General features: G+C 38.3%; 12 protein-coding genes and 1 tRNA gene. 6 read left to right on the plus strand and 7 right to left on the minus strand.

Annotated elements, in window-relative coordinates; translation table 11 throughout:
- The first annotated feature begins 450 nt into the window (after positions 1–450).
- Positions 451–825: a prepilin-type N-terminal cleavage/methylation domain-containing protein gene (locus tag GQR87_RS11970; protein ID WP_199271610.1), complete on the plus strand. Its 375-nt coding sequence runs from the start codon at positions 451–453 to the stop codon at positions 823–825.
- 802 nt (positions 826–1,627) lie between these two features.
- On the opposite strand, the gene GQR87_RS11975 is transcribed toward GQR87_RS11970, so the two are convergent.
- A tRNA-Ser gene (locus GQR87_RS11975) sits at positions 1,628–1,719 on the minus strand.
- 325 nt (positions 1,720–2,044) lie between these two features.
- On the opposite strand from GQR87_RS11975, the gene GQR87_RS11980 reads away from it, so the two are divergent.
- A complete protein-coding gene (locus tag GQR87_RS11980) occupies positions 2,045–4,411 on the plus strand; it encodes an alkaline phosphatase D family protein (protein ID WP_158969592.1) in 2,367 nt (788 codons plus the stop codon).
- Between the two features lie 258 nt (positions 4,412–4,669).
- Here GQR87_RS11980 and GQR87_RS11985 read toward each other — a convergent pair whose 3' ends face one another.
- From GQR87_RS11985 to GQR87_RS11995, 3 genes are all read right to left on the minus strand, one after another.
- Entirely contained in the window at positions 4,670–7,033 is a 2,364-nt protein-coding gene (locus GQR87_RS11985) for a beta-galactosidase (RefSeq protein ID WP_158969594.1), read from the minus strand.
- 27 nt (positions 7,034–7,060) lie between these two features.
- Positions 7,061–8,272, minus strand: a complete 1,212-nt coding sequence (locus tag GQR87_RS11990; RefSeq protein WP_158969596.1) for a DUF6786 family protein — start codon at positions 8,270–8,272, stop codon at positions 7,061–7,063.
- A 222-nt stretch (positions 8,273–8,494) separates the two neighbouring features.
- Positions 8,495–9,574, minus strand: a complete 1,080-nt coding sequence (locus GQR87_RS11995) for a family 43 glycosylhydrolase (RefSeq protein WP_158969598.1) — start codon at positions 9,572–9,574, stop codon at positions 8,495–8,497.
- 464 nt (positions 9,575–10,038) lie between these two features.
- Between GQR87_RS11995 and GQR87_RS12000 the strand changes: the two genes are divergently transcribed.
- From GQR87_RS12000 to GQR87_RS12015, 4 genes are all read left to right on the plus strand, one after another.
- Entirely contained in the window at positions 10,039–10,653 is a 615-nt protein-coding gene (locus GQR87_RS12000; protein ID WP_158969600.1) for a GntR family transcriptional regulator, read from the plus strand.
- 256 nt (positions 10,654–10,909) lie between these two features.
- A complete protein-coding gene (locus GQR87_RS12005; protein WP_158969602.1) occupies positions 10,910–11,989 on the plus strand; it encodes a 6-bladed beta-propeller in 1,080 nt (359 codons plus the stop codon).
- 530 nt (positions 11,990–12,519) lie between these two features.
- Complete coding sequence (locus GQR87_RS12010; protein WP_158969604.1) at positions 12,520–15,357, plus strand: TonB-dependent receptor; 2,838 nt, start codon at positions 12,520–12,522, stop codon at positions 15,355–15,357.
- Positions 15,358–15,449: 92 nt separating this feature from the next.
- Positions 15,450–16,946, plus strand: a complete 1,497-nt coding sequence (locus tag GQR87_RS12015; protein ID WP_158969606.1) for a tryptophan halogenase family protein — start codon at positions 15,450–15,452, stop codon at positions 16,944–16,946.
- 84 nt (positions 16,947–17,030) lie between these two features.
- Here GQR87_RS12015 and truB read toward each other — a convergent pair whose 3' ends face one another.
- The 3 genes from truB to infB all read right to left on the minus strand — a co-directional run bounded on the left by truB (position 17,031) and on the right by infB (position 21,150).
- Positions 17,031–17,990, minus strand: coding sequence for a tRNA pseudouridine(55) synthase TruB (gene truB, locus GQR87_RS12020; protein ID WP_158969608.1), 960 nt, complete (start codon positions 17,988–17,990; stop codon positions 17,031–17,033).
- An 11-nt stretch (positions 17,991–18,001) separates the two neighbouring features.
- Positions 18,002–18,442, minus strand: a complete 441-nt coding sequence (gene rbfA / locus GQR87_RS12025; protein ID WP_158969610.1) for a 30S ribosome-binding factor RbfA — start codon at positions 18,440–18,442, stop codon at positions 18,002–18,004.
- A gap of 98 nt (positions 18,443–18,540) precedes the next feature.
- Positions 18,541–21,150 carry a translation initiation factor IF-2 gene (gene infB / locus GQR87_RS12030; RefSeq protein ID WP_158969612.1) on the minus strand — a complete coding sequence of 870 codons (2,610 nt, stop codon included), beginning with the start codon at positions 21,148–21,150 and terminating at the stop codon, positions 18,541–18,543.
- Between the last annotated feature and the right edge of the window lie 21 nt (positions 21,151–21,171).

The raw sequence follows: 21,171 nt of genomic DNA on the forward strand, positions 1-21,171 counted from the left end.
CTGATAATATTCAGCAGTCACATTCAAATTCCTCCTCAAAATACCAACGTTAATTCAATACCTTATATTTTTTACCGTACATATTTTTTACTAAAATTAACTAACCTGAGTTCTGGATAAGAAGTATCGTTCAAGATAAATCTAACGAAATAATTCAATAATATAATAACGTTCGTCCAAATCACCTCACTTGAATGCTCACTCGGTGACGAAATTTTTCGTGGATAGCAAGGGAGATTGTCGTAAGTAATAACGTGTTATTGCTAGACAATCCAATGTCGCTAGGCACAAAAAGAGCGTTATCGAGAGGTTCTGCTTATCCAGTATTCAGGTTAACTATTTAGACTGAAATATAGTTTTATCAGAATTGAAATCTCGATACAATTTTCACAATAACTGGCTTTTTTACTTTAAAAGCTAGCTGAAATATATGCAGAAGAAAAGAATAACATGGCTGCCATCACACCATTGAAAATAAACAAACAAAGTGGATTTACTTTAATTGAATTAATAATCGTCATTATTATTTTGGGTATATTGGCTGTCACTGCCGCTCCCAAATTTATCGATATGAGTGGTGAAGCTAATATAGCAATATTAAAAAGTGTCGGTGGTGCGATTAAATCATCTGGTCAATTAGTCTATGCCAAAGCAAGTATACAAGGGTTGGATAGTACGGAACTTGCCAATGTAGGCTTAGACGGTGACGGAACGTCTGACATAGAAACTAGATATGGCTATCCTAGTGGTTCGCGAAACAATGGTATTTCCAAAGCCATGAGCGATGATTTTGCCACGGATTGGATTTGGTCAACTAACAATTAAGGTAGTATTTTCTACCTAACCAAAGCTTCTTTTACTTGGACTTCAGGTGCTTACATAAACAAAAAACTATAATCGAAACTAATTGTTATTTGATTTATAACAGAGCGGCTCATGCAGGTGACACACCAACAATTGAATATATCACCTCTGACTGTTAATCAACTACAACGAAAGTAGTAAAAAATAGACTGATTAACTACCTCCTATTCAAGGACGAAATGCATAAAGTGAACCAGTTTATTGGAACAAATTAGAACAGTTTTAGCTGGCCTGCGAAGCAGGTGAAAAACATGGACGTAGTGAATCAAAACTTTCCAGAAGTTTTTGTCGAACCGCGGGGGTTCTCATCCCGACGCTTCGCCATAAATAAAAAAGGCCCAACGAACAACGTTGAATAGCAAAAAAGTCTCAATTTGAAGTTAGTCATTATTGAAAAGTTACAGATAACTGAACGGGATGTACTCAGGCACGTCCGTGTGCCTGACCCTTCGGGCGCCAGAGGCGGTACAAAATGTTCCAGACATTTTGTCGAACCGCGGGGCTTCTCACCCTCGCTAGTTGAATTAAATGACTAAATTCAAGGCAATAAAAAACCCGCAACAAGTGCGGGTTCTTCATATATGGCGGATAGCGAGGGATGTACTCAGGCACGTCCGTGTGCCTGACCCTTCGGGCGCCAGAGGCGGTACAAAATGTTCCAGACATTTTGTCGAACCGCGGGGCTTCTCACCCTCGCTAGTTGAATTAAATGACTAAATTCAAGGCAATAAAAAACCCGCAACAAGTGCGGGTTCTTCATATATGGCGGATAGCGAGGGATTCGAACCCCCGGTACGTTTGACCGTACGTCTGATTTCAAGTCAGGTGCATTAAACCGAGCTCTGCCAGCTATCCGAACTGAGATGCGCATTCTAAAGACGTTTTTATTAGATGTAAAGCAGCAATCATCACCTAGTTTACTGACCGCTGAATAATTGAACAAATTGATGAAATTTAAGCTATTCCAATTAAATCAACCCCAACTGATAAACGCAATGAACTATTTACAAAGCCTTATCTACCACAGTTTGTAAAGGTCATATATGGCCTTTACAATAACTATACAAAAAAACTAAAGTTATTTAAAAAAAGCAACAAATACATGACCTTTAGATAAAAATTCATTATAGTTATCAAATGAATATTGTTAACAATTACCAAAGATACAGGTAGATAAATAATGGATAAAAACATATCTCGTCGCTCTGCTCTAAAAATGTTTGCTGCCGGTGTGGTAGCAACAGGTGTTTCTAGCTGCCAAACTAATACCAAAGTAATGACATCGGCAATTGTCAAAACCGCGACTAATCCCAACCGTGATAGTTGGCATAAAACTCACGATAGAGTTTGGTTAGGTGGTGAATATTGGGCAAACCCAATGGAAGATTGGCGTGTAATCGATGGTGGTGCAGAATGTTTATCTAGAGGTGGCAATCGAAGTGTTCATTCTCTTACTCATCAACTGACCTATGTAGATCAAACGTTTTCTATTTCTGTACAACTAGCTCGATTGGAAAAGCACCATAATGATGGTGGTGCAGGTCTACGTTTAGGTGTCAAAAGTGAGTTAAATGAATACCGCAGTAATTGTTTTGTGCAACAAGGTTACGATCTGGGGATTAAAAATAATGACCTGATGTTAGGTGGCAATACTACACCTTTAAACATACAACTCGATAAACAAGCTGTCACATTAGAATTAGTCGGCACACCTCAATCAGGTGCAATGTCATTAGAACTTACAGCAAAACTAAGTGACTCTGGTAGAGTGATTGGCAGTTTAACTCACTTGGTACCGGCCTCAGAGTTATTAGGTAATATTGCCCTAGTGAGTAATTTTTCAATCCCATCAGTGACCCTAGAACAAATCCCAGAAAACAAATTAGGTAGTCGATATCGTTTTAGTAATTGGATTATGCAAGGTGATGCATTATCGGTTCATGATGAGCGAAAATTTGGTCCTATTCTCTGGACCATGTATTCCCTAAGTGATTCCCGAGCAGCTGAAGGTTTTGTAATGAAACTAAGCGCTTATACAGGTCCAATAGGCAATAAAGACAATCAAAAAATTGAGCTACAGGTTCAACGCAATAACCAATGGATATCACTTGGTAAACAAACTATCAATCATGATGGCTGGTTAGCAACATTCCGGATTGCCAACTGGAGCGAAAAACAAGACACCCCATTCAGAGTGGTATACCTTGAAAAACATTCAGATGGTACAGCAACACCAGACATATATACGGGCAATATAAAAGCTAACCCTACTAGTAGCAAGCTACGTATGGCCGCCCTAACCTGCCAAAATGACTATGGATTCCCCTATGAACCTGTTGCGCAAAATGTCGAGAAACTAACCCCAGATATTGTATTTTTCTCCGGAGACCAAATTTATGAAAGTCATGGTGGTTTCGGTATTGTGCGGAGTCCTGACAACTTAGCTATCCTCAACTATTTGCGCAAGTTCTATCAATTTGGTTGGTCTTTTAAAGAAGTCATGCGTAATCAACCGACTATTTGTTTACCCGACGATCACGATGTTCTACAAGGTAACTTGTGGGGTGAAGGTGGCGCCAAAATGCAAAATATAGAGAAAGATCCCACTGCAAGTGTGTTAGGCGGTTATATAGACTCTGCGCGCGTGGTAAACATGGTACATAGAACTACACTTAATCATCACCCTGATCCCTACGATCCAACCCCAACAAATGGTATAAGCTCATATTATGGCGAGATGTTATATGGCGGAGTGAGTTTTGCCATCATAGCTGACAGACAGTGGAAGAGCGGCCCTGAGCGTATTGGTGTGGCTGTGGGAGAAACCGGTCAGGATGAAGATCCTCTATCTTATAACCCTGCATTTAATCCACCGGGATTAGATTTGTTAGGTAAACGTCAAGAAGACTTTCTGGTTCAATGGGGGAATGATTGGCGTGGACACACTTTAAAAGCAGTATTAAGCCAAACTGTATTCGCCGGAATTTCTACTCACCAACCTTTACCTAACCGTTTCTTAAAATACGATTTTGATTCAAGTGGTTGGCCGGCATCAGCCCGAGACCGCGCAATAGATGTCATGCGCGACTCTATGGCACTACACATTTGCGGCGATACACATTTAGGTTCGTTATCACAATATGGAGTGCATCAACAAAGAGATAGTAACTGGGCCTTTTGTACCCCAGCCATTTCAGCAGGATGGCCACGTTGGTGGAAACCTGACTCTATGAATATGCCTCATAAAAACCGTCCAGCTCACGGCTTAGCTGAAACAGGTGAATATAAAGATAGTTTTGGCAATAAGATTTATGTCTATGCGGTCGGTAATCCAGTGGTAGGTAAATCAGGTAATCGATATGTTCAAGCCCATGAAAAAGGCAGTGGTTTTGGTTTTATCACCTTTGATTCTGAAAAACGTACTTACACAATGCAAGCTTATAAATTCTTAGTGGACGTAACTGATGGTAAAGCAAGCAACCAATATCCAGGTTGGCCTGTCACTATTCATCAACAAGAAAACAAAGGTAATAATATTCTAAGTTAATTAATATTATTAAACCGAATCAAACAAAAACGGCCTTTTAAAGGCCGTTTTTTTGTACCGAAAAATATGCTTATCTGAATTTAAACGCGCCCTATGATTAAGGTTTAAGCACCAATAACTTTTTAAGGATTATAAAGACAAACGACAGAAGGGCCTAGAATTAAATAATGATATTCAACAAAGTGCAGCTTAGTCAGAAACAAAGCCGCACGTTAGATTGAGTTAACAATATGAATTTAAAAAATGACTTTAAGTTTGTTATTTTTTATCCGCTAATTTTTTAAATTTTCGCGTATAAATTTTACTATTAAAAGATTTTGCTGCTTTAACCATCTCTGTATAAGGCGTATCGGTAACACTGACAAAACCGACATTATAATTTTCACCATCATAAGCACGACCTGTTAGAGGCGAATCTATATATTGAAACCAATGTGCTCCAACAAAATACGGATTATCAATCACAGAATTCATATAATCCTGATACATACGACCCCTATCCGCTTGGCTTTGTGCATGCACCAATCCAGGGTTGAATAAACCAGTATCAGTAGCACCAATGTGGAATTCGCCAATAATGCTTGGCATATCTATTTCAGCTAAAAAAGCCCAATGGTCCTTTTGTAATCCTTCTTTGTAATAGTTATAACTCACCACATCTGCATGTTTTGCCGCAGCTTTTACAATTTCAGGCGTCATACCCCAATCAGCGAAGCGAACCCCCATATACATATGATTAGGCATTACACGTTTCACTTCTGCGTTTACTACTGCAAAATATTTCTCCGCATAAGTAAACAACATGGTAGCAAAATCACTTTGCATTGCATCAATAACTCCTGTTAATTCAAAACCTTGAGCAACATCTTGCCAGCTAGAAAAGTCAGTTCCCCATACCTTATTCAATGCCTGAATATTTGCATAATTATCTCTTAACAAGCGGGTAAATACCGCTTTAGTTGGGCTTTCGTCATCTGCTTTAGACAAAGTATTAATCACTATACCGTACTGACTTTGCAAACTACCTTCTCGGCCCCAACTTTTTTCATTATCAATAAACACCCCTACACACCAAGGGTTACCTTGTACTTCTTCAGCAATGGCTTCTGCGGTTACTCGAGCACGTACTACAAATAAGGGGTCGAAAGGATCAGGCAGTGCTGACCAATAATCGTCGCCACTACTGACAGTTTTAAAATCACCAATGATCCAGCCGTTAGCAAAATATGGGACTTGTTGTTGGGCGTAAAAACTGGGATCTATCCAGTTACCAAAAGAAGTAAAGCCCCAGTTATTCATTCGATTTAATGTAGTTTGTTGCCAATCTTGCATAAATGACTCAGTCGTGGTTTCACCATATTTACGCTCTAAATTTGCTCTGTAAAAACTGTATGTTTCTCCGTGTTCAACAGCACCAACATGTACTGTTCGACGATAACCAAAATGATTAGCTAAAGGGTCATCGTAACTCGGCAACCAAGTAAACATATTACTACGCAAAGATGATGCCTGATAGCGAGTGTATAAAGCAGAACCTGAAATCGACCCTAACCCTTTGGAGTCTTCTGGGGTTAAATCATTTTTATCCCTTTGCACAATCATACTTTTATCAAAATCATAACCTGTTATGGTTGAGGTATTCGACATTCTGACATTAGCAAGGCCGTGAGAGAAAAACAGATAACCTTCAGGGTCAACTAAAGACCATTGCCCGTCAATTTTGGTGGTTCTAAAATAACCTGTGGCATCTAATTTAGGGCCATTTTTCCAACCACCAAATTTCGAGCGGTCAGCCATGAGTTTACCGTCTAAGGTATTTTCTTCTTGTTCTTTATTGCTTAATAGCTCGGCAAGAGAATGTACTTTGTCCGGAAATTCGACCTTAGCGTTTTGACCAAATTGGTCCACCACATGTGTTAAATTATCCAGATCATATTGACCACCTTTAATAAGGCGTACGTTATCTATAACTAATTTTCTATCGTGCAACAAACTGGTCATTGAAATCTTGATACTGGTAATTTGGGTTAAGTCGAGCTCTTTCACGCCCCAGCGCCAAGTAACGGGTGTAGTTGGGTCATCAGCACTTTTAGGGTTAGAGCGAATACCCGTTTCAAAACCTAAGTCGCCGCCGGCTAATTCTATGCTGTATGTGCCATTAGACTGCTCTGGTACTATCACACTGCGGTTGTGTGTTTGGCCTTTCCCATCAGCCACAGTGACATAAATTTGGGCTGATAAATCCAATGGGTTAGCAATATCTAACGCGACTTTGAACGGCCCTTTGTCACTCCAATCCCATTTGTCTTTTGGCGTAAAGGCAAATGAGGTTTTGTAATTATCTTTAGCTTTTAAGGTTAGTGCTAGAGCTTGTTTGCCTTGGGTTACCCCTTTTCCAGATGTAACAAACTCAGTATCTACATTTTCAAATTTGATCTTAGAAAGTTGTTCCGCATTTTCAAAATCAAATAAAAGCATTAGTTGTTCAATCTGAACTTGGCTATTAGCGTCTTTTTTTGACTGCGATTCATTTGAATCTGAACCACTACAGCCGACAACTAATGATGTGCTGGCGATAGTCGAGAGTAATATACCCCACGCTTTAGTGCGTTTTTGAAACATGCATATCTCCTAGATATTCAACTAAAATTAATCACTAAATACAGTCAAAGCTGTGTTTAGTGACAATCCAAAAAGTTTCTTAGTTATTTTATTAAGGTGTTTTTCATCACCTTGAAAATGATAAGTATTTTGAAAATGTTGCTGACTTTGTCCCACTTTTAATTCACGGGCACTTGATGATGTCTCTAGCTCATAAAAAGGTCCAAAAGGCCCTTCTCCATCGACTAGTCCGTCATTAAAGACATTAATTACATCACCTTTATAAGGGTGGTAATTTTCTTCATACCAGACTGAATTGTTGTAAAGTTCATTAGCAGAATTGAGTTGAAATTCAAATATTGTCAGTAGTTTTGCAGTTTTATCGTAACTGCCCATAAGATCAGTAGCATTAGCCGCTGGGATACCAATTTTATTCATATAATGGGCATCTGCTTTATAATACACCACTCCATTTTTGATCTGAGCATGCGACGTTTTAGTCGGCGTAAAGTAACTGGTTACCTCAGCCAATTGACCTTTAATAGGTATAAAAATAACTGTGGTATCACTCGGTTCAAAAGCACCTAACTCCCAAATTGATAACAAACCTGTCCCTTTTCGCCAATCATGTTGACTAATATTGGTAATTTCAGTTCGCGCTGAAAACCCCACAACAGATAGATTATCATCAAGATCAATTGACAAATTTTCGGCTATTTTAGTGGCGGCAAATAATTCAATTTTACGCTCTACAGATAATTCGAAGGTGAAACCAAAATGATTTTGAATGGAGATATTTTGTTTAAAATTAGCGACAGAATCAGATTGTGCTATCAAAGTGAAAGGTTGCAAAGAAACCGCGTCTTGCACTTGAATATTGTTGACGGTCCTAGGTTTTCCTGGTTTAAAAAAAACCGAATAAGGGCCCGTTTCAGGACCAAACCATAAACGAGAAGCCCCACCAGTAACTGAATTGTTATCTGTATTAGGTGTTGCTAAGTATTCAAAATTAGACCAGCCTAACGTTTGACCTAACTCTCCATCGGCACTGGTGACCATCACTCGGCCTTGAAATTCAGCTAACACAGCGGCCCGAGATTTGCCTTGTTTAAGTATAATTGGTTTATGCTGAATCGATAGTTGTTGTATCGCTTGATTAAAAGTTTGTTTACTTGCCACAGGATAAGCAACCAGACTAGTGGTAATCAGTAATCGAACGAACCAATTTATGTCCTTACGCACCATGCTAAACATACTCATCTCACACAACTTAATAAATGGGTCTGGCGATATATATTTCTAATAATTGCTAATCCAAGCTTTTATAAAAACATTTTGCCGATAACTGGTATCTGCAATTTACTGAGTTATTGACTAAAAATGGGGAGATTAAACAATTGATGTAGAATCTCCCGGCAGCCACAACTTTTTATACCTCTGTTGAAATAAATCAACTGAATAATAAAGAGCTGTTAACTATAATTAGTGAGAGTTTTGAAATGTTCCCGCATCTAAAACTTGTTTACGTGGAACAAATTTACAGATGTAATTCCAATTCCAGCTGGCATCATACTTGTGAGTTAATCCCCAAGTGATACCCGGCGCAGGAAGAGCATTTTCTTTGTCGTCACGAAATAAACCCACTGCTTCAGGTGCTCCTTTAACATGGGCTTTAATTTCAAAATTAATGCCATCAGGTGCAAATTGAACCGTATTTTTTTCCGGACCATCTGTGGTGATAAGTGAGGCAATCCCACCTTGGAAATTCCACACAACCACTTCATGTCCACTATTAGAAATAGGGTTAAATTCAGACTTGATATATGGACCTAGAATATTGTCTGCTATTGCTACACCATGTTTTATTTCACGTCCGCCCATGTTCATCTCTTCACCCATAGTTTCTCCTTTATAATAAAGGTAAAATTTATTGTTGAAGAAAACGACACATGGATCATGTACTTTATGGCTATCAAAACTTCCTTTAGACTTAACATGAAAACGGTTATCTTGGTCGCCGTCCCACTCTCCGTTCTTTGATGGGCTTAGGATTGGGGCTGTACTTTTATGCCACGGACCATCAGGCGAATCAGCCCAGGCAATAGCTACTTGTTCGTACTGTCTGTTGGTATAAGGAAATTGAACGGTTTGGTAAACTAGATAATATTTGTTGTCGTGTACTAATACTTCTGGGGTAAATACTGCGCGATCGTCAAATTCACCAGCTTCACCTCGTTGAATTGCTGGGCCTTGCTCTTTCCAAGTAATAGTATCATTTGACGTTGCATGCCAAACTTCGGTTAAATCCCAAGGAAAGACTTTATCTTCTGGATTATCAGAACCAAAACCAACTGTTTCACCTTGGCCTTTGGTATACCAACAATGATAAACCCCATCAACTAAGATTACTGAGGTTGGGTCACGACGGATAACACCTTCTTCAAAGGCAAAATCCCCCTTTAAATCCATAACATCAAATTCGGTTAACCATTCTGGTCCTTGTTGATCATAACCACGCTCAATCGCACGCTTAGTGGCTAAACTCATTTTATTTTGTGACATATTTTATAACCTCGGAGAATTCTTTTTATTAATCAGAGTCAAATTACTTTAAATATTCTTATGCTTATCATTACTCTTTAATAAATTCAAAAAACAAACAACCCTTGATAAACCAAAAATCATGCTAACTTACAATTAACATATTTATTGGCATATTAACTCAAGCCACAACAATTGTTAACAATTAATATGTGACAGGTAAATTTAAAGCGTTCATTACTCTGTTAGCAACACAGACACGTCTATTGCCTTATAACCATTAATTAAGTTAAAATGCTTTGATGTATCAATTTTAGATATGTTTTGCTAATTGATCTTAAATTTAGGCTGTATTTTTTCATATAAGAATATTGCAGCACATATATAAATAAAATTGTAACCTGTAGACAATAAACCATAAAACATTTGAAATCCTCCCATGATTCCCCTTACAATCCAGAATCAAAATAATAATAGGAACTAATATGAGCGGCACAAGACCAACAAAAATTCTATCTGTAAAAGATCAAATAGCAGAACAATTGCGTTCAGATATAATTTCTGGTGATTTGGCGCCTAATACTAAGTTAAATGAAAAAGAACTTGCAGACCGTTTTGGTTTATCAAGGGGACCTATTAGAGATGTTATTTTACAATTAACTAAAGAAGGTCTGTTAATTTCTAAAAATAACGTTGGTGCTTCAGTTAATTGTGTTCTTGATCCAAACATGCAAAAACTAATGATCAGTTTAAGACGTAATATAGAGGTGTATGCAATTGAAAGATTACATAACACGCTAACTGACAAAAATTTTGCTGAATTAGATAAAATTCTTGATGAACTACAAGCAGCCTTTGAACGAGATGACTTCACCGAAGTAACCAAAGTAGATATCTCTTTCCACCGGTATTTAATCTACAAAGCCGGCGGCGACGAATTAGTTAACATATGGTACCCGTTTGTTATGCGTATGCGTTTAAACTATAAACGTATAATATCTGGTGACGCTTGTGTAGCTGAGCACAGAGCAATAGTTGACGCATTACGTAGCAGTGATGGTAATAACGCTACTAAAGCATTAAAAGCCAACATTCGATAGTTTACTATCAGAAGCGTTTAGCCTTTGCTAAACGCTTTTCTTAATAACCCACCCCATTGTTAACAATTCACTATTTACTTGCTTTTCAAACTTGCTACAATCTTTTCTATAAACTATTTAATCTTATTAAGTCAATTTGATGTAGCAGATCAAATTGTCATGTCTATTTATTAATCCCAAAATATTATTTATACATATTTAGCCTTTTGCGCAATACAGTTTGTTCTGAATATAGAAACCTAAACAAGAGAAATCTATGACTTTAACTCCTTCAACTTTACCTAAATCAAAATTAAATCCCCATGGAAAAATTGTTGGTGCTGGCAACTTTCAGTACCGAATAGACATGCATTGGGGACAACTCGATCCCAGTTTGTATCCTGTAGAAAACTGCCATGATTTAGCCATTGACTCGCAAGGCCGTATTTTGATGATCACCGACAATGTAAAAAACAATATTATTATCTACAACAAAGAGGGGGAGTTATTAGAAGCATGGGGTACAGAATTTCCTGGTGGTCATTCACTTAAAGTCGTCAACGAGAACGGTCAAGATTTTTTATATGTAGTGGATAGTGGCTGGTTGCTAAACCCTAAGTGGGATGGCGTTTCTACAGATGCATGGGATTCGCCTTATAATAAGGTAGTATCACAAAGTGGCTTCATTGCTAAACTCACAATCGAAGGGCGTCTAATATATACAATTGGTCATCCACAAACGATTGGAGTGTACAAACCTGAACAAGCATTTCGACCTACAGATATCGCTATTGCCGACAATGGCGACCTATATGTAACAGATGGGTACGGTTCAGACTATGTTTTACAGTATGACAAACAAGGCCGCTACATTCGTCATTGGGGTGGTCACGATAATCAAGATAGTGACTTAAATCTAGCGAATACCCATGGCATCAGAATTGATAACCGACAGGCTGGTGAAGCCCATTTAATTATTAGCTCCCGTGCAGAAAGAGCTTTAAAATTATTCACTATGCAAGGCGAATACATCAAAACTATTGCCACTCCTGGAGCATACATAGGCGCACCTGTCTTAAAAGGTAGCTATGGTTTTGCCCCTGTCTGTTGGTCTCATGTAGATGAAACTAACGCAGTAGATTCAGGTTTTATTTGTATTCTTGATAAAGAAAATAAAGTGATTGCTAATTTAGGTGGCACCCAACCTGAGTATGTTGATGGCGTGTTACAACCTATGTGTTCTACTTGGGATGTCTTTAATCATTGTCATACAGTATGTATTGATGAAAATGACAACCTATATGTAGGTCAATGGAGAGCGAATCAAAGTTATCCTATTAAATTAGAAAAACTATAATCACTTAAACCCCATCAAGTCAATTTACCAAGAATAGCAGGCCATTAATAACATCTGTTAATGGCCATCCCAAGATACTACTGCCTGTATTATTTTCAGAAATAACCTCATTACAAAATAATCAAGAATACACAAAAAAACCACACCACTTTATGTGTAATAATGCAGATTTGTCACATAATTATGTTTAACGATGTTTATATTATCTTTTTTCACATATTAATAACGTTTTTACTTGCAAAACTATCCGCATTCACTTTAAATCACATTGTTAACATTTCAACAACTCAAAAATAACATGTTGGCTAAGTTCACTATTATTCATAATCATGTAGTGAAATGATAAAAAATATAAAGAAAAAATGATTAATAACAGAAACTTAAAGCTTCTATTATTTTAATAACACATTTAGAGGTTTGTATAAAAACTATATAACTTTGTTTCAATATTACTATTTGGTGAAAAAATTCAAATTATAAAAAACAAAACATAAAAACTTGGTTTTAAATACAACATCAAAGGATTACACATGAAAAAAACACTCAACTCTAAAGTTCTACCTATTAGTTTAGCAATATCTAGTGCCTTATATTCCAACCTAGGTTATTCACAAGAAGTAGATAACACTGAAGTTATTCAAGTTTCAGGTATTCGTAGCAGCTTGACTGAATCAATGGATATAAAGAAAAACGCAGCTTCTATTCAAGACAGCATTGTGGCTGAAGATATTGGTAAATTCCCTGATCAAAACGTTGCAGAATCATTGCAACGTATCTCAGGTGTGATGATTTCTCGTACCAATGGTGAAGGTTCTAAAGTAACTGTGCGTGGATTTGGTCCAAAATTTAATGCAGTTAAAGTAAACAACAGAACGATTGCTACTACAGATCGTGGTCGTGATTTTGATTTCCAAGTTTTACCATCTGAACTTATTTCTGGTGCTGATGTAATTAAAGCTTCTAGAGCGAATATTGCTGAAGGTAGTTTAGGCGCATATGTTAATGTCAGTACTGCACGTCCTTTAAATAATCCAGGCATGCATGCTGTTGGCTCAGTCAACATGAAATACAATGATTTATCTGAAGAATTAGATCCAAAATTTTCAGGTATATTCAGTAACACCTTTAATGATGATACTTTTGGTGTGTTAGTGGGGTTATCGCAAGTTCAATCAACCAGCCGTATTGACTCAGCTGCCACTAACTTATGGGCAAGTTTTCAAGCCGATAATACTGAATATGCACCAGGTCCAATTAGTGATGTTAACGGTGCGCCAGTAACATCGGGCTCTATTTTTTATCCTGGTCGTGCTGAGTACAATTTATCAGAAGAAAAACGTGAACGTACCAGTGCCAACGTAACATTACAATGGGCACCTAGTTCAGACGTTACTCATACATTTGATTACTTGTATTCAGATCTTAGTCGCCAAGAATTTAGTAATGGTATGCAAGTACCATTACAATATTCAGGTTGGACAGATGTAGTAATATCAGAAAACCAAACAGCACTATCAGCTACCAAAGAAAGTAGCCCAATCGATGGTTTATTTAAACAAGTTGGACAAGACTCAACGACTGAAGTGTTTGGTTTTAATAGTGAAATATTCGCAAATCGTTGGGCATTTGAAGGTGACCTTTCCTATTCTAAAGCGACATCAGATCCCAAAGGAAACACCTTTGTACCTCACTACATTAATCATACAGTTGATCAAAGCATCCCTGGCCAAGAATTGGGATTAACCGATGCTGATTACATCAAATTTGACGCAACCCAAGGTGATGTCATTGCTATCGATTCAACTATTGATGTTGGCGACCCTCGCAGTGTACGTGCTCACTGGAACGATGTACGTCACAATGAATTAAAAGATGAAGTATTTGAAGCAAAATTTGATGCTAGTTATGATTTCGAAGGTGATATAGATTACATTCAATCTGTTGATTTCGGTATTTCATATACTGATCGTAAAAAATCACAAATTACTTTCAAAAATGAAAATGGTTGCTCAAACCAAAATATTGAAGACGAAATAGCAAAAGCGGCAACCAATACTTGTGGTACTTCACGCTTGATGTCTGATGGCTTATTCTCAATCAATAAAGACAGTGGCTTTCTATCCGATGTGTCTGGAAATTTCCCTCGTGAATTTGTCATAATTAATGATTTAGACCAATTTATTACAGATATTGGTACATTGCGTAGCGAACCAGATTGGGCTGAAGAATTATTAGATGAAGCGGCTTCAGTAGAAAATACAGAAGAAGTATTAGCGCTTTACACTCAAGCTAATTTTGAAACTGAGTTCTCTAGCTTCGATTTAACCGGTAACTTTGGTGCTCGTTATGTGCAAACTGATGTATCTTCTACAGGTCATCGTAAAGATCGAATTAGTGTTGAAAAATTTGTAGACCCAACTCGCCCTGATACAGGTGATGGTATAGTGCTTGAAGTAGAATATACAGATCCTCGCCCCGTAACTGAAAACAATGACTACAATCATTTATTACCTAGCTTAAACGTGGCCCTTGATTACCGTAATGGATTTTATGTAAAAGGTGCAGCCGCTCAGGTTATTACACGTCCTTCTCTAGCTGACACAGGGGTAAATAAAAGTTACAATAATGACCGTGCAGAAAGCTTCAGTCAATCAGGTGGTAATCCTTTCTTAGAACCCTATAAAGCCACTCAATTTGATTTATCGTTTGAGTATTATCATGATTCAGGTAGTGCCTATTCATTAAACTTCTTCCATAAAGACATCACTAGCTTTATCTCCACTCGTACTTATCAAGAAGATACAGGTGTTGATATTGAAGGCTGGGGAGACTTAATCGAAACCATTACTGAAAAAGGCAACCGTACTGGTGGTACGGTAACTGGTTTCGAAATTGCTGGTTTGCATTACTTCGATTACCTACCAGGATTCTGGGACGGTTTCGGTGTCCAAGCTAACTATACTTATACATCAAGTGAAGACAAAGATGCCGCAGCCGAGCAACTTGACCTAGATGGCGTAAAAGCTGCTGGTAGTGGCTTAGAAGGTTTCTCTGAAAATTCATATAACGTTATTGCGTTTTACGAAAAAGATGGCTTCCAAGCACGTTTAGCTTATAACTGGCGTGATAGTTTCTTAGCCGCTCGTCAAGGTGCGCGTTCAAATGGTACTTTAGCTGAACATGTAGAAGCCTATGGTCAATTTGACTTCAGTACTTCTTATGATATCAACGAAAGTTTCACCGTTAACTTTGAAGCAATTAACTTAACTGACGAAAATATTCTTGAATATGCAGACGTTCGTGAACGTGTAACATTAGTTCAATATTCAGGTGTTCGTTATCAATTAGGTTTAACCGCTAAGTTCTAAACAAGCTAGTACTGTAAACAATTCAACAGGCTCTATGTGTTAATATAGAGCCTGTTTTGTTTAGACCCCATGAAAAGATATAGAGGAAACAAATGTCAACTGAGCAACAAATACAAACATTTGTCATTGTTGGAGGCGGTACTGCAGGTTGGATTTCTGCATCAATACTTTCAAGAGCCTTAGCTCATCTTCCATGTACAATTCGTTTAATCGAATCACCCCATGTACCCACTGTTGGTGTAGGCGAAGCAACTATTCCTTCTATTGTTGATATGCTGGAATATTTAAAAATTCCTTTAGCAGATTTTGTCGTTAAAACTAACGCTAGTTTTAAATTAGGTATCAAATTCTGTGATTGGCAGACTATAGGCAAGGATTATTGGCATCCTTTTGGGTATGTCGGTAGTAAAATAGATGGACGACCGTTTTATCAACATTGGCTAAAACATAAAATGAACGGCGGTGATACAGAGTTCACTGACTTTTCTCCAGCGATTGCCTTATCCAAGCAAAATCGTTTTTTTATTCCCGATCCGAAACAACCCAGCAACTTATCATCGTCTACATACGCACTTCATTTTGATGCCACTTTGGTGGCACAATATTTAACTAATTACTGTAAAAATAAAAAAGTACAACACAGCAAAGGTCATGTTCAGCAGGTTAACCTAAATACTGACGGGCAGATTAGTCATCTTATTATGGAAGATGGACAACGAGTAGATGGAGACTTTTTTATTGACTGTAGTGGACAACAATCTTTATTGATGGGCAAAGCCATGCGTATCGGTTATGAAAACTGGCAGCACTATTTACCGGTAAATAAAGCCGTAGCTGCACAATCTGAAATATTAAGCCCACTGCCCTCTTATACTAGTTCAACGGCCCATGAGCATGGTTGGAGATGGCAAATTCCCTTACAAAATAGAACAGGCAATGGCTATGTATATTGTGATCAATATTGCTCTGATTCTGCAGCAAAAGAATTATTAGCCAAACATGTGGGCGAATTCATTACTGAACCTAGAGTGATTTCATTTAACACAGGTAAACGCAAAAAAATGTGGCATAAGAACTGTTTAGCGATTGGTTTATCGTCTGGATTTTTAGAGCCTCTTGAATCAACTAGTATTTATTTGATCATGAAAGCTATGTTGAATTTTGTGCAGACAATACCCAGCAAAAAACTATATCAAGCGCCGATCAACGAATTCAACCGAAGAATGGATCACGAATATAATTGTATTCGAGACTTTATTATATTGCATTACAGCGAAACCAAACGCACAGATTCTGAGTTTTGGCGTATGTGGCAAAATCTTGAGATCCCAGACTCTTTACAAACTAAGCTTGAATTATTTCGTTCTCAAGGTCAGTTATATCACGATACCGATGATTTATTTGCCTCAGATAGTTGGTACTCTGTACTGGAAGGAATGGGTGTACGCCCCTCAGAATACGATCCAGTGATTGACTCGTCAGACTTTGCAAAAATTGAAAAGGCATTCATGAGCTCAAAAATCGCGCTTGATAATAATGCCGCAAAAACCTTAGACCACTTATCCTACCTAAAGCGGATTAAGGCATAGAAAACGCAATTCATGGCTTACAAGAAATGATCTGTAGATTAAAAGAATTGGGCGCTAGTATAAACATAGCTAGCGCATTGTACTTTACTCCCAAACTACAGTGCGTTTGGGGGCAACTTTTCCATCTTCGTCAATAAAACCCACACCTAAAAATCGACCGCTGTCTTGACTATATACTCTGACTAAAGCCTGTTCTTGATGGGAATTATTCCCCATAAAATTAACAGGATTGCCATTTCTGAAGTACCCCTCAGCAATCAATTCTAACTCTACTGAACCTAAAGTTTTTACCGCTGAATCCATAGGGATTAAGTATTGATCCAGTTCTGCAAAGGTTGCATCATCTAACAAGTCTTGTTGTTCAGGATCAATCTTATCTCTTAAGGCTTGTAACTGTTCAAAGGTTAACATTTTGTCAACTGGATAGTCAGTTACCTGAGTACGATCTAAACGGCTAACAAAAGCACCGCAACCTAAAACTTGGCCTAAATCGTCAACTAATGAGCGTATGTAAGTCCCTTTACTACAGTGTACCGTCATATCCACTTCATCACCTGCAAAGCGATCAATAGATAAACTGTAAATCACAATATCTCGAGCTTCACGAGGAATATCTATGCCTTGACGGGCATAAAAATACAAAGGTTTACCTTGGTGTTTTAAGGCAGAAAACATTGAAGGAACTTGTTTAATTGAGCCTTTAAACTGCTCACATGCTGTTTGAAGTTGAGTTTCACTAACCTCTACGGGTTTAGTTTCTACCACTTCACCGTCGGCGTCAGACGTGGTGGTTCTTACACCTAACTTGGCAGTTACTGAATAGGTTTTATCAGCGTCTAATAAAAACTGAGAAAACTTAGTGGCTTCACCTAAACAAATTGGCAACATACCTGTAGCAAGAGGATCTAGTGCACCTGTATGCCCAGCTTTTGCAGCATTAAATAATCGCTTAACCTGTTGTAAGGCATGATTTGAAGAGCCGCCTAAAGGTTTATTTAATAATATGATGCCGTTAACTAAACGGCCTTTTCTTTTTCTAGCCATAGATATTATTACTACTCGTCAGACAGTTTATCAGCATCATTTTGTGTTGGAGCTTCTTCTGAACCGTGACCAGCACGTTCAGCCCGCTCAACATCTTTAGAGATTGTGTCGTCTACTAAATTAGAGATACGAATACCTTCAGCCAACGAACCATCACGGACAAATTTTATGGCTGGCACCGCACGCATACGCATACGTCCTGCTAATAAAGTACGAATATAGCCTTTATTATCCACTAGAATATCGAGATAATTTTGAATTTGAGCTTCATCATTCTCGAAGAAAGTGACAAAAATTTTGGCATAGGCCAAATCTCTAGATACTTCTACTGCAGAAACAGTAACCATACCTAATCTAGGGTCACGGTTCTTGAACTCATTCTGTAAAATACTGGCAATTTCTTTATGAATTTGTTGACCAACTCTGTCAGTTCTTGAAAATTCTCTAGCCATCTTAATTTCTCCTGGCAGCCCTAAAGGCTTTACAAACAAAACGGAGGCCTAAGCCTCCGTCAAATCTACTTAAATATTGTTAGTTAATCTAAACTAAATTATAGCTCGCGCTTAACTTCAACAATTTCAAATACTTCGATTTGGTCACCGGCTTTAACATCGTTGTAATTTTTAACACCGATACCACACTCAACGCCATTACGGACTTCTTGTACGTCATCTTTGAAGCGCCTTAATGACTCAAGCTCACCTTCATAAATAACAACATTGTCACGTAATACACGAATAGGATTGCTACGTTTAACAATACCTTCAGTAACCATACAACCAGCGATTGCGCCAATTTTTGGTGACTTAAATACATCACGTACTTCAGCCAAACCTATAATTTCTTGTCTAAACTCTGGCGCCAACATACCACTCATGGCTTGCTTCACTTCATCAATTAATTGATAAATGATGCTGTAATAACGTAAGTCAATTTCTTCAGTTTCAACGATTCTTCGAGCTGAAGCATCAGCACGAACGTTAAAACCAACCACAATTGCACTAGACGCTGCGGCTAGACTTGCGTCGGTTTCGGTAATACCACCTACACCACTACCCACAATATTGACTTTAACTTCATCAGTAGACAGTTTTGTCAAAGAATCAGATATGGCCTGAATCGAACCTTGTACGTCAGCTTTAAGTACTATATTCAATTCGCTTACATCACCAGCTTCCATGTTAGCAAACATGTTTTCTAGTTTAGCTTTTTGTTGCTTGGCTAGTTTTACTTCACGCTGTTTAGTATGACGTTTAGTCGCTACTTCACGAGCTTTACGTTCATCTTGAACCACTAATGCATTTTCACCCGCATTTGGCACACCAGACAAACCGAGTATTTCAACTGGAGTTGAGGGACCCGCAACTTTAACGTCTTTACCATTTTCATCACGCATAGCTCGAATACGCCCGTATTCTTCGCCACATAACATGATATCCCCAAGCTTAAGCTCACCTTCTTGGATAAGAACAGAAGCCACTGGACCACGCCCTTTATCAAGACGAGATTCAATCACTATACCTTTGGCAGGGCCAGAAGGCACGGCTTGTAAATCAAGTACTTCGGCTTGTAGGTTAATGGCTTCTAACAATTCGTCGATGCCTTGACCTGTTTTAGCAGAAACGTTAACAAACTGGTGTTCGCCGCCCCACTCTTCTGAAATCACTTCTATTTGCGATAATTCAGTTTTCACTCTGTCTAGGTCAGCAGCTTCTTTATCGATTTTGTTAACCGCAACAATTAACGGAACACCAGCAGCTTTAGCATGTTGTACCGCTTCTTTAGTTTGTGGCATCACACCATCGTCAGCGGCTACAACTAATATAACGATATCAGTCGCAGTTGCGCCACGAGCACGCATAGCTGTAAACGCAGCGTGACCAGGAGTATCCAAAAATGCAATACGGCCGTTATCAGTTTCAACACTGTAAGCACCAATATGCTGGGTAATACCACCAGCTTCGCCGTCAGCAACTTTCGCGCGGCGGATATAATCAAGTAAAGATGTTTTACCATGGTCAACGTGACCCATGATAGTTACCACGGGTGCACGACTGGATTTTTCGCCGCCAGTTGCATCTGCAATCAACTCATCTTCTAATGCGTTATCATTAACAAGTTCATATTTATGACCCATTTCTTCAACTACTAAGACAGCAGTTTCTTGGTCTAGAACGTGGTTAATAGTTACCATTTCACCCATTTTCATCAGTGTTTTAATAACTTCAGTGGCTTTAATTGCCAACTTACTACCTAATTCACCAACAGTAATGGTTTCGCCTAACTTAACAATGCGCTCAACAGCTTTAGCAGGTTTATTAAAGGCATGTTTCAGATCAGAACCAGCATTTTTCTTAGACTTCTTACGTCTACGTCCACCTCGTTCAGATTTAATATCATCAACATCTTCTGCTTCTTGAGCATAACGATTTGTATGAACATGCACTTCTTCTTTTTCTTGTTTCTTACGGCGCTCTTCTTCTTCTTTCCAGCGAATAGAGTTTTCGTCTGCTAATTTTTTAGCTTCTTCCGCTGCTTTTTTTGCATCTTCTTCAAGCTTACGTTGCGTTTCTTCTTCTTGAGCTTTACGAATTTTTTCAGCTTCAGCTTGGGCTTTTTCTTGTTCCGCTTTTTCTTCTGGCGTTAAAGAATTTTCTTCAGCTTGACGAGCTTCAGCCGCTTTTTTAGCTTCTTCTGCTCGTGTTGCGCGTTCTGCATCAGCTTTCGCTTTTGCTTCTGCGGCTTTTTTAGCTTTTTCTTCAGCGGCAGCTTTTGCTGCTTCAGCGGCTTTTTGTTCAGCTTCTAATTTAGCTTGCTGCTCTTCAGCCAGACGTTTAGCTTCTTCTTCGGCCATTTTGGCTTCTTCAACATCTGTACGTTTAACGTAAGTACGTTTTTTACGTACTTCAACGTTTACAGATTTAGATTTACCCACACTTAACGTGCTAGTTGTTTTACGCTGCAATGTCATCCGCTTTGGAGCTTCAGAACCTGAACCACCATGCTGCTTACTTAAAAAATCTAATAACTGACGTTTTTCATCTTCAGTTACATCCGCACCAGCTACTTTAGTAATACCTGCACTTTTGAATTGTTGAACCAAACGTTCAACTGAAGTGCCTATATCAGTGGCGAGTTTTTCTATGGATACTTCTGCCATATTGGTATTCCTCCTGGTGAC

Origin of the sequence: Paraglaciecola sp. L3A3 (assembly GCF_009796765.1) — a bacterium.
Taxonomy (GTDB): Bacteria; Pseudomonadota; Gammaproteobacteria; order Enterobacterales; family Alteromonadaceae; genus Paraglaciecola.

Excerpts from the sequence above, each read along its gene's own strand:
- GQR87_RS11985 (WP_158969594.1), bottom strand. The coding sequence starts at position 7,033 with ATGTTTCAAAAACGCACTAAAGCGTGGGGTATATTACTCTCGACTATC.
- infB (WP_158969612.1), bottom strand. The coding sequence starts at position 21,150 with ATGGCAGAAGTATCCATAGAAAAACTCGCCACTGATATAGGCACTTCA.
- GQR87_RS11980 (WP_158969592.1), top strand. The coding sequence starts at position 2,045 with ATGGATAAAAACATATCTCGTCGCTCTGCTCTAAAAATGTTTGCTGCC.
- GQR87_RS11970 (WP_199271610.1), top strand. The coding sequence starts at position 451 with ATGGCTGCCATCACACCATTGAAAATAAACAAACAAAGTGGATTTACT.
- rbfA (WP_158969610.1), bottom strand. The coding sequence starts at position 18,442 with ATGGCTAGAGAATTTTCAAGAACTGACAGAGTTGGTCAACAAATTCAT.
- GQR87_RS11995 (WP_158969598.1), bottom strand. The coding sequence starts at position 9,574 with ATGTCACAAAATAAAATGAGTTTAGCCACTAAGCGTGCGATTGAGCGT.
- GQR87_RS12010 (WP_158969604.1), top strand. The coding sequence starts at position 12,520 with ATGAAAAAAACACTCAACTCTAAAGTTCTACCTATTAGTTTAGCAATA.
- truB (WP_158969608.1), bottom strand. The coding sequence starts at position 17,990 with ATGGCTAGAAAAAGAAAAGGCCGTTTAGTTAACGGCATCATATTATTA.
- GQR87_RS12015 (WP_158969606.1), top strand. The coding sequence starts at position 15,450 with ATGTCAACTGAGCAACAAATACAAACATTTGTCATTGTTGGAGGCGGT.
- GQR87_RS12000 (WP_158969600.1), top strand. The coding sequence starts at position 10,039 with ATGAGCGGCACAAGACCAACAAAAATTCTATCTGTAAAAGATCAAATA.
- GQR87_RS11990 (WP_158969596.1), bottom strand. The coding sequence starts at position 8,272 with ATGAGTATGTTTAGCATGGTGCGTAAGGACATAAATTGGTTCGTTCGA.
- GQR87_RS12005 (WP_158969602.1), top strand. The coding sequence starts at position 10,910 with ATGACTTTAACTCCTTCAACTTTACCTAAATCAAAATTAAATCCCCAT.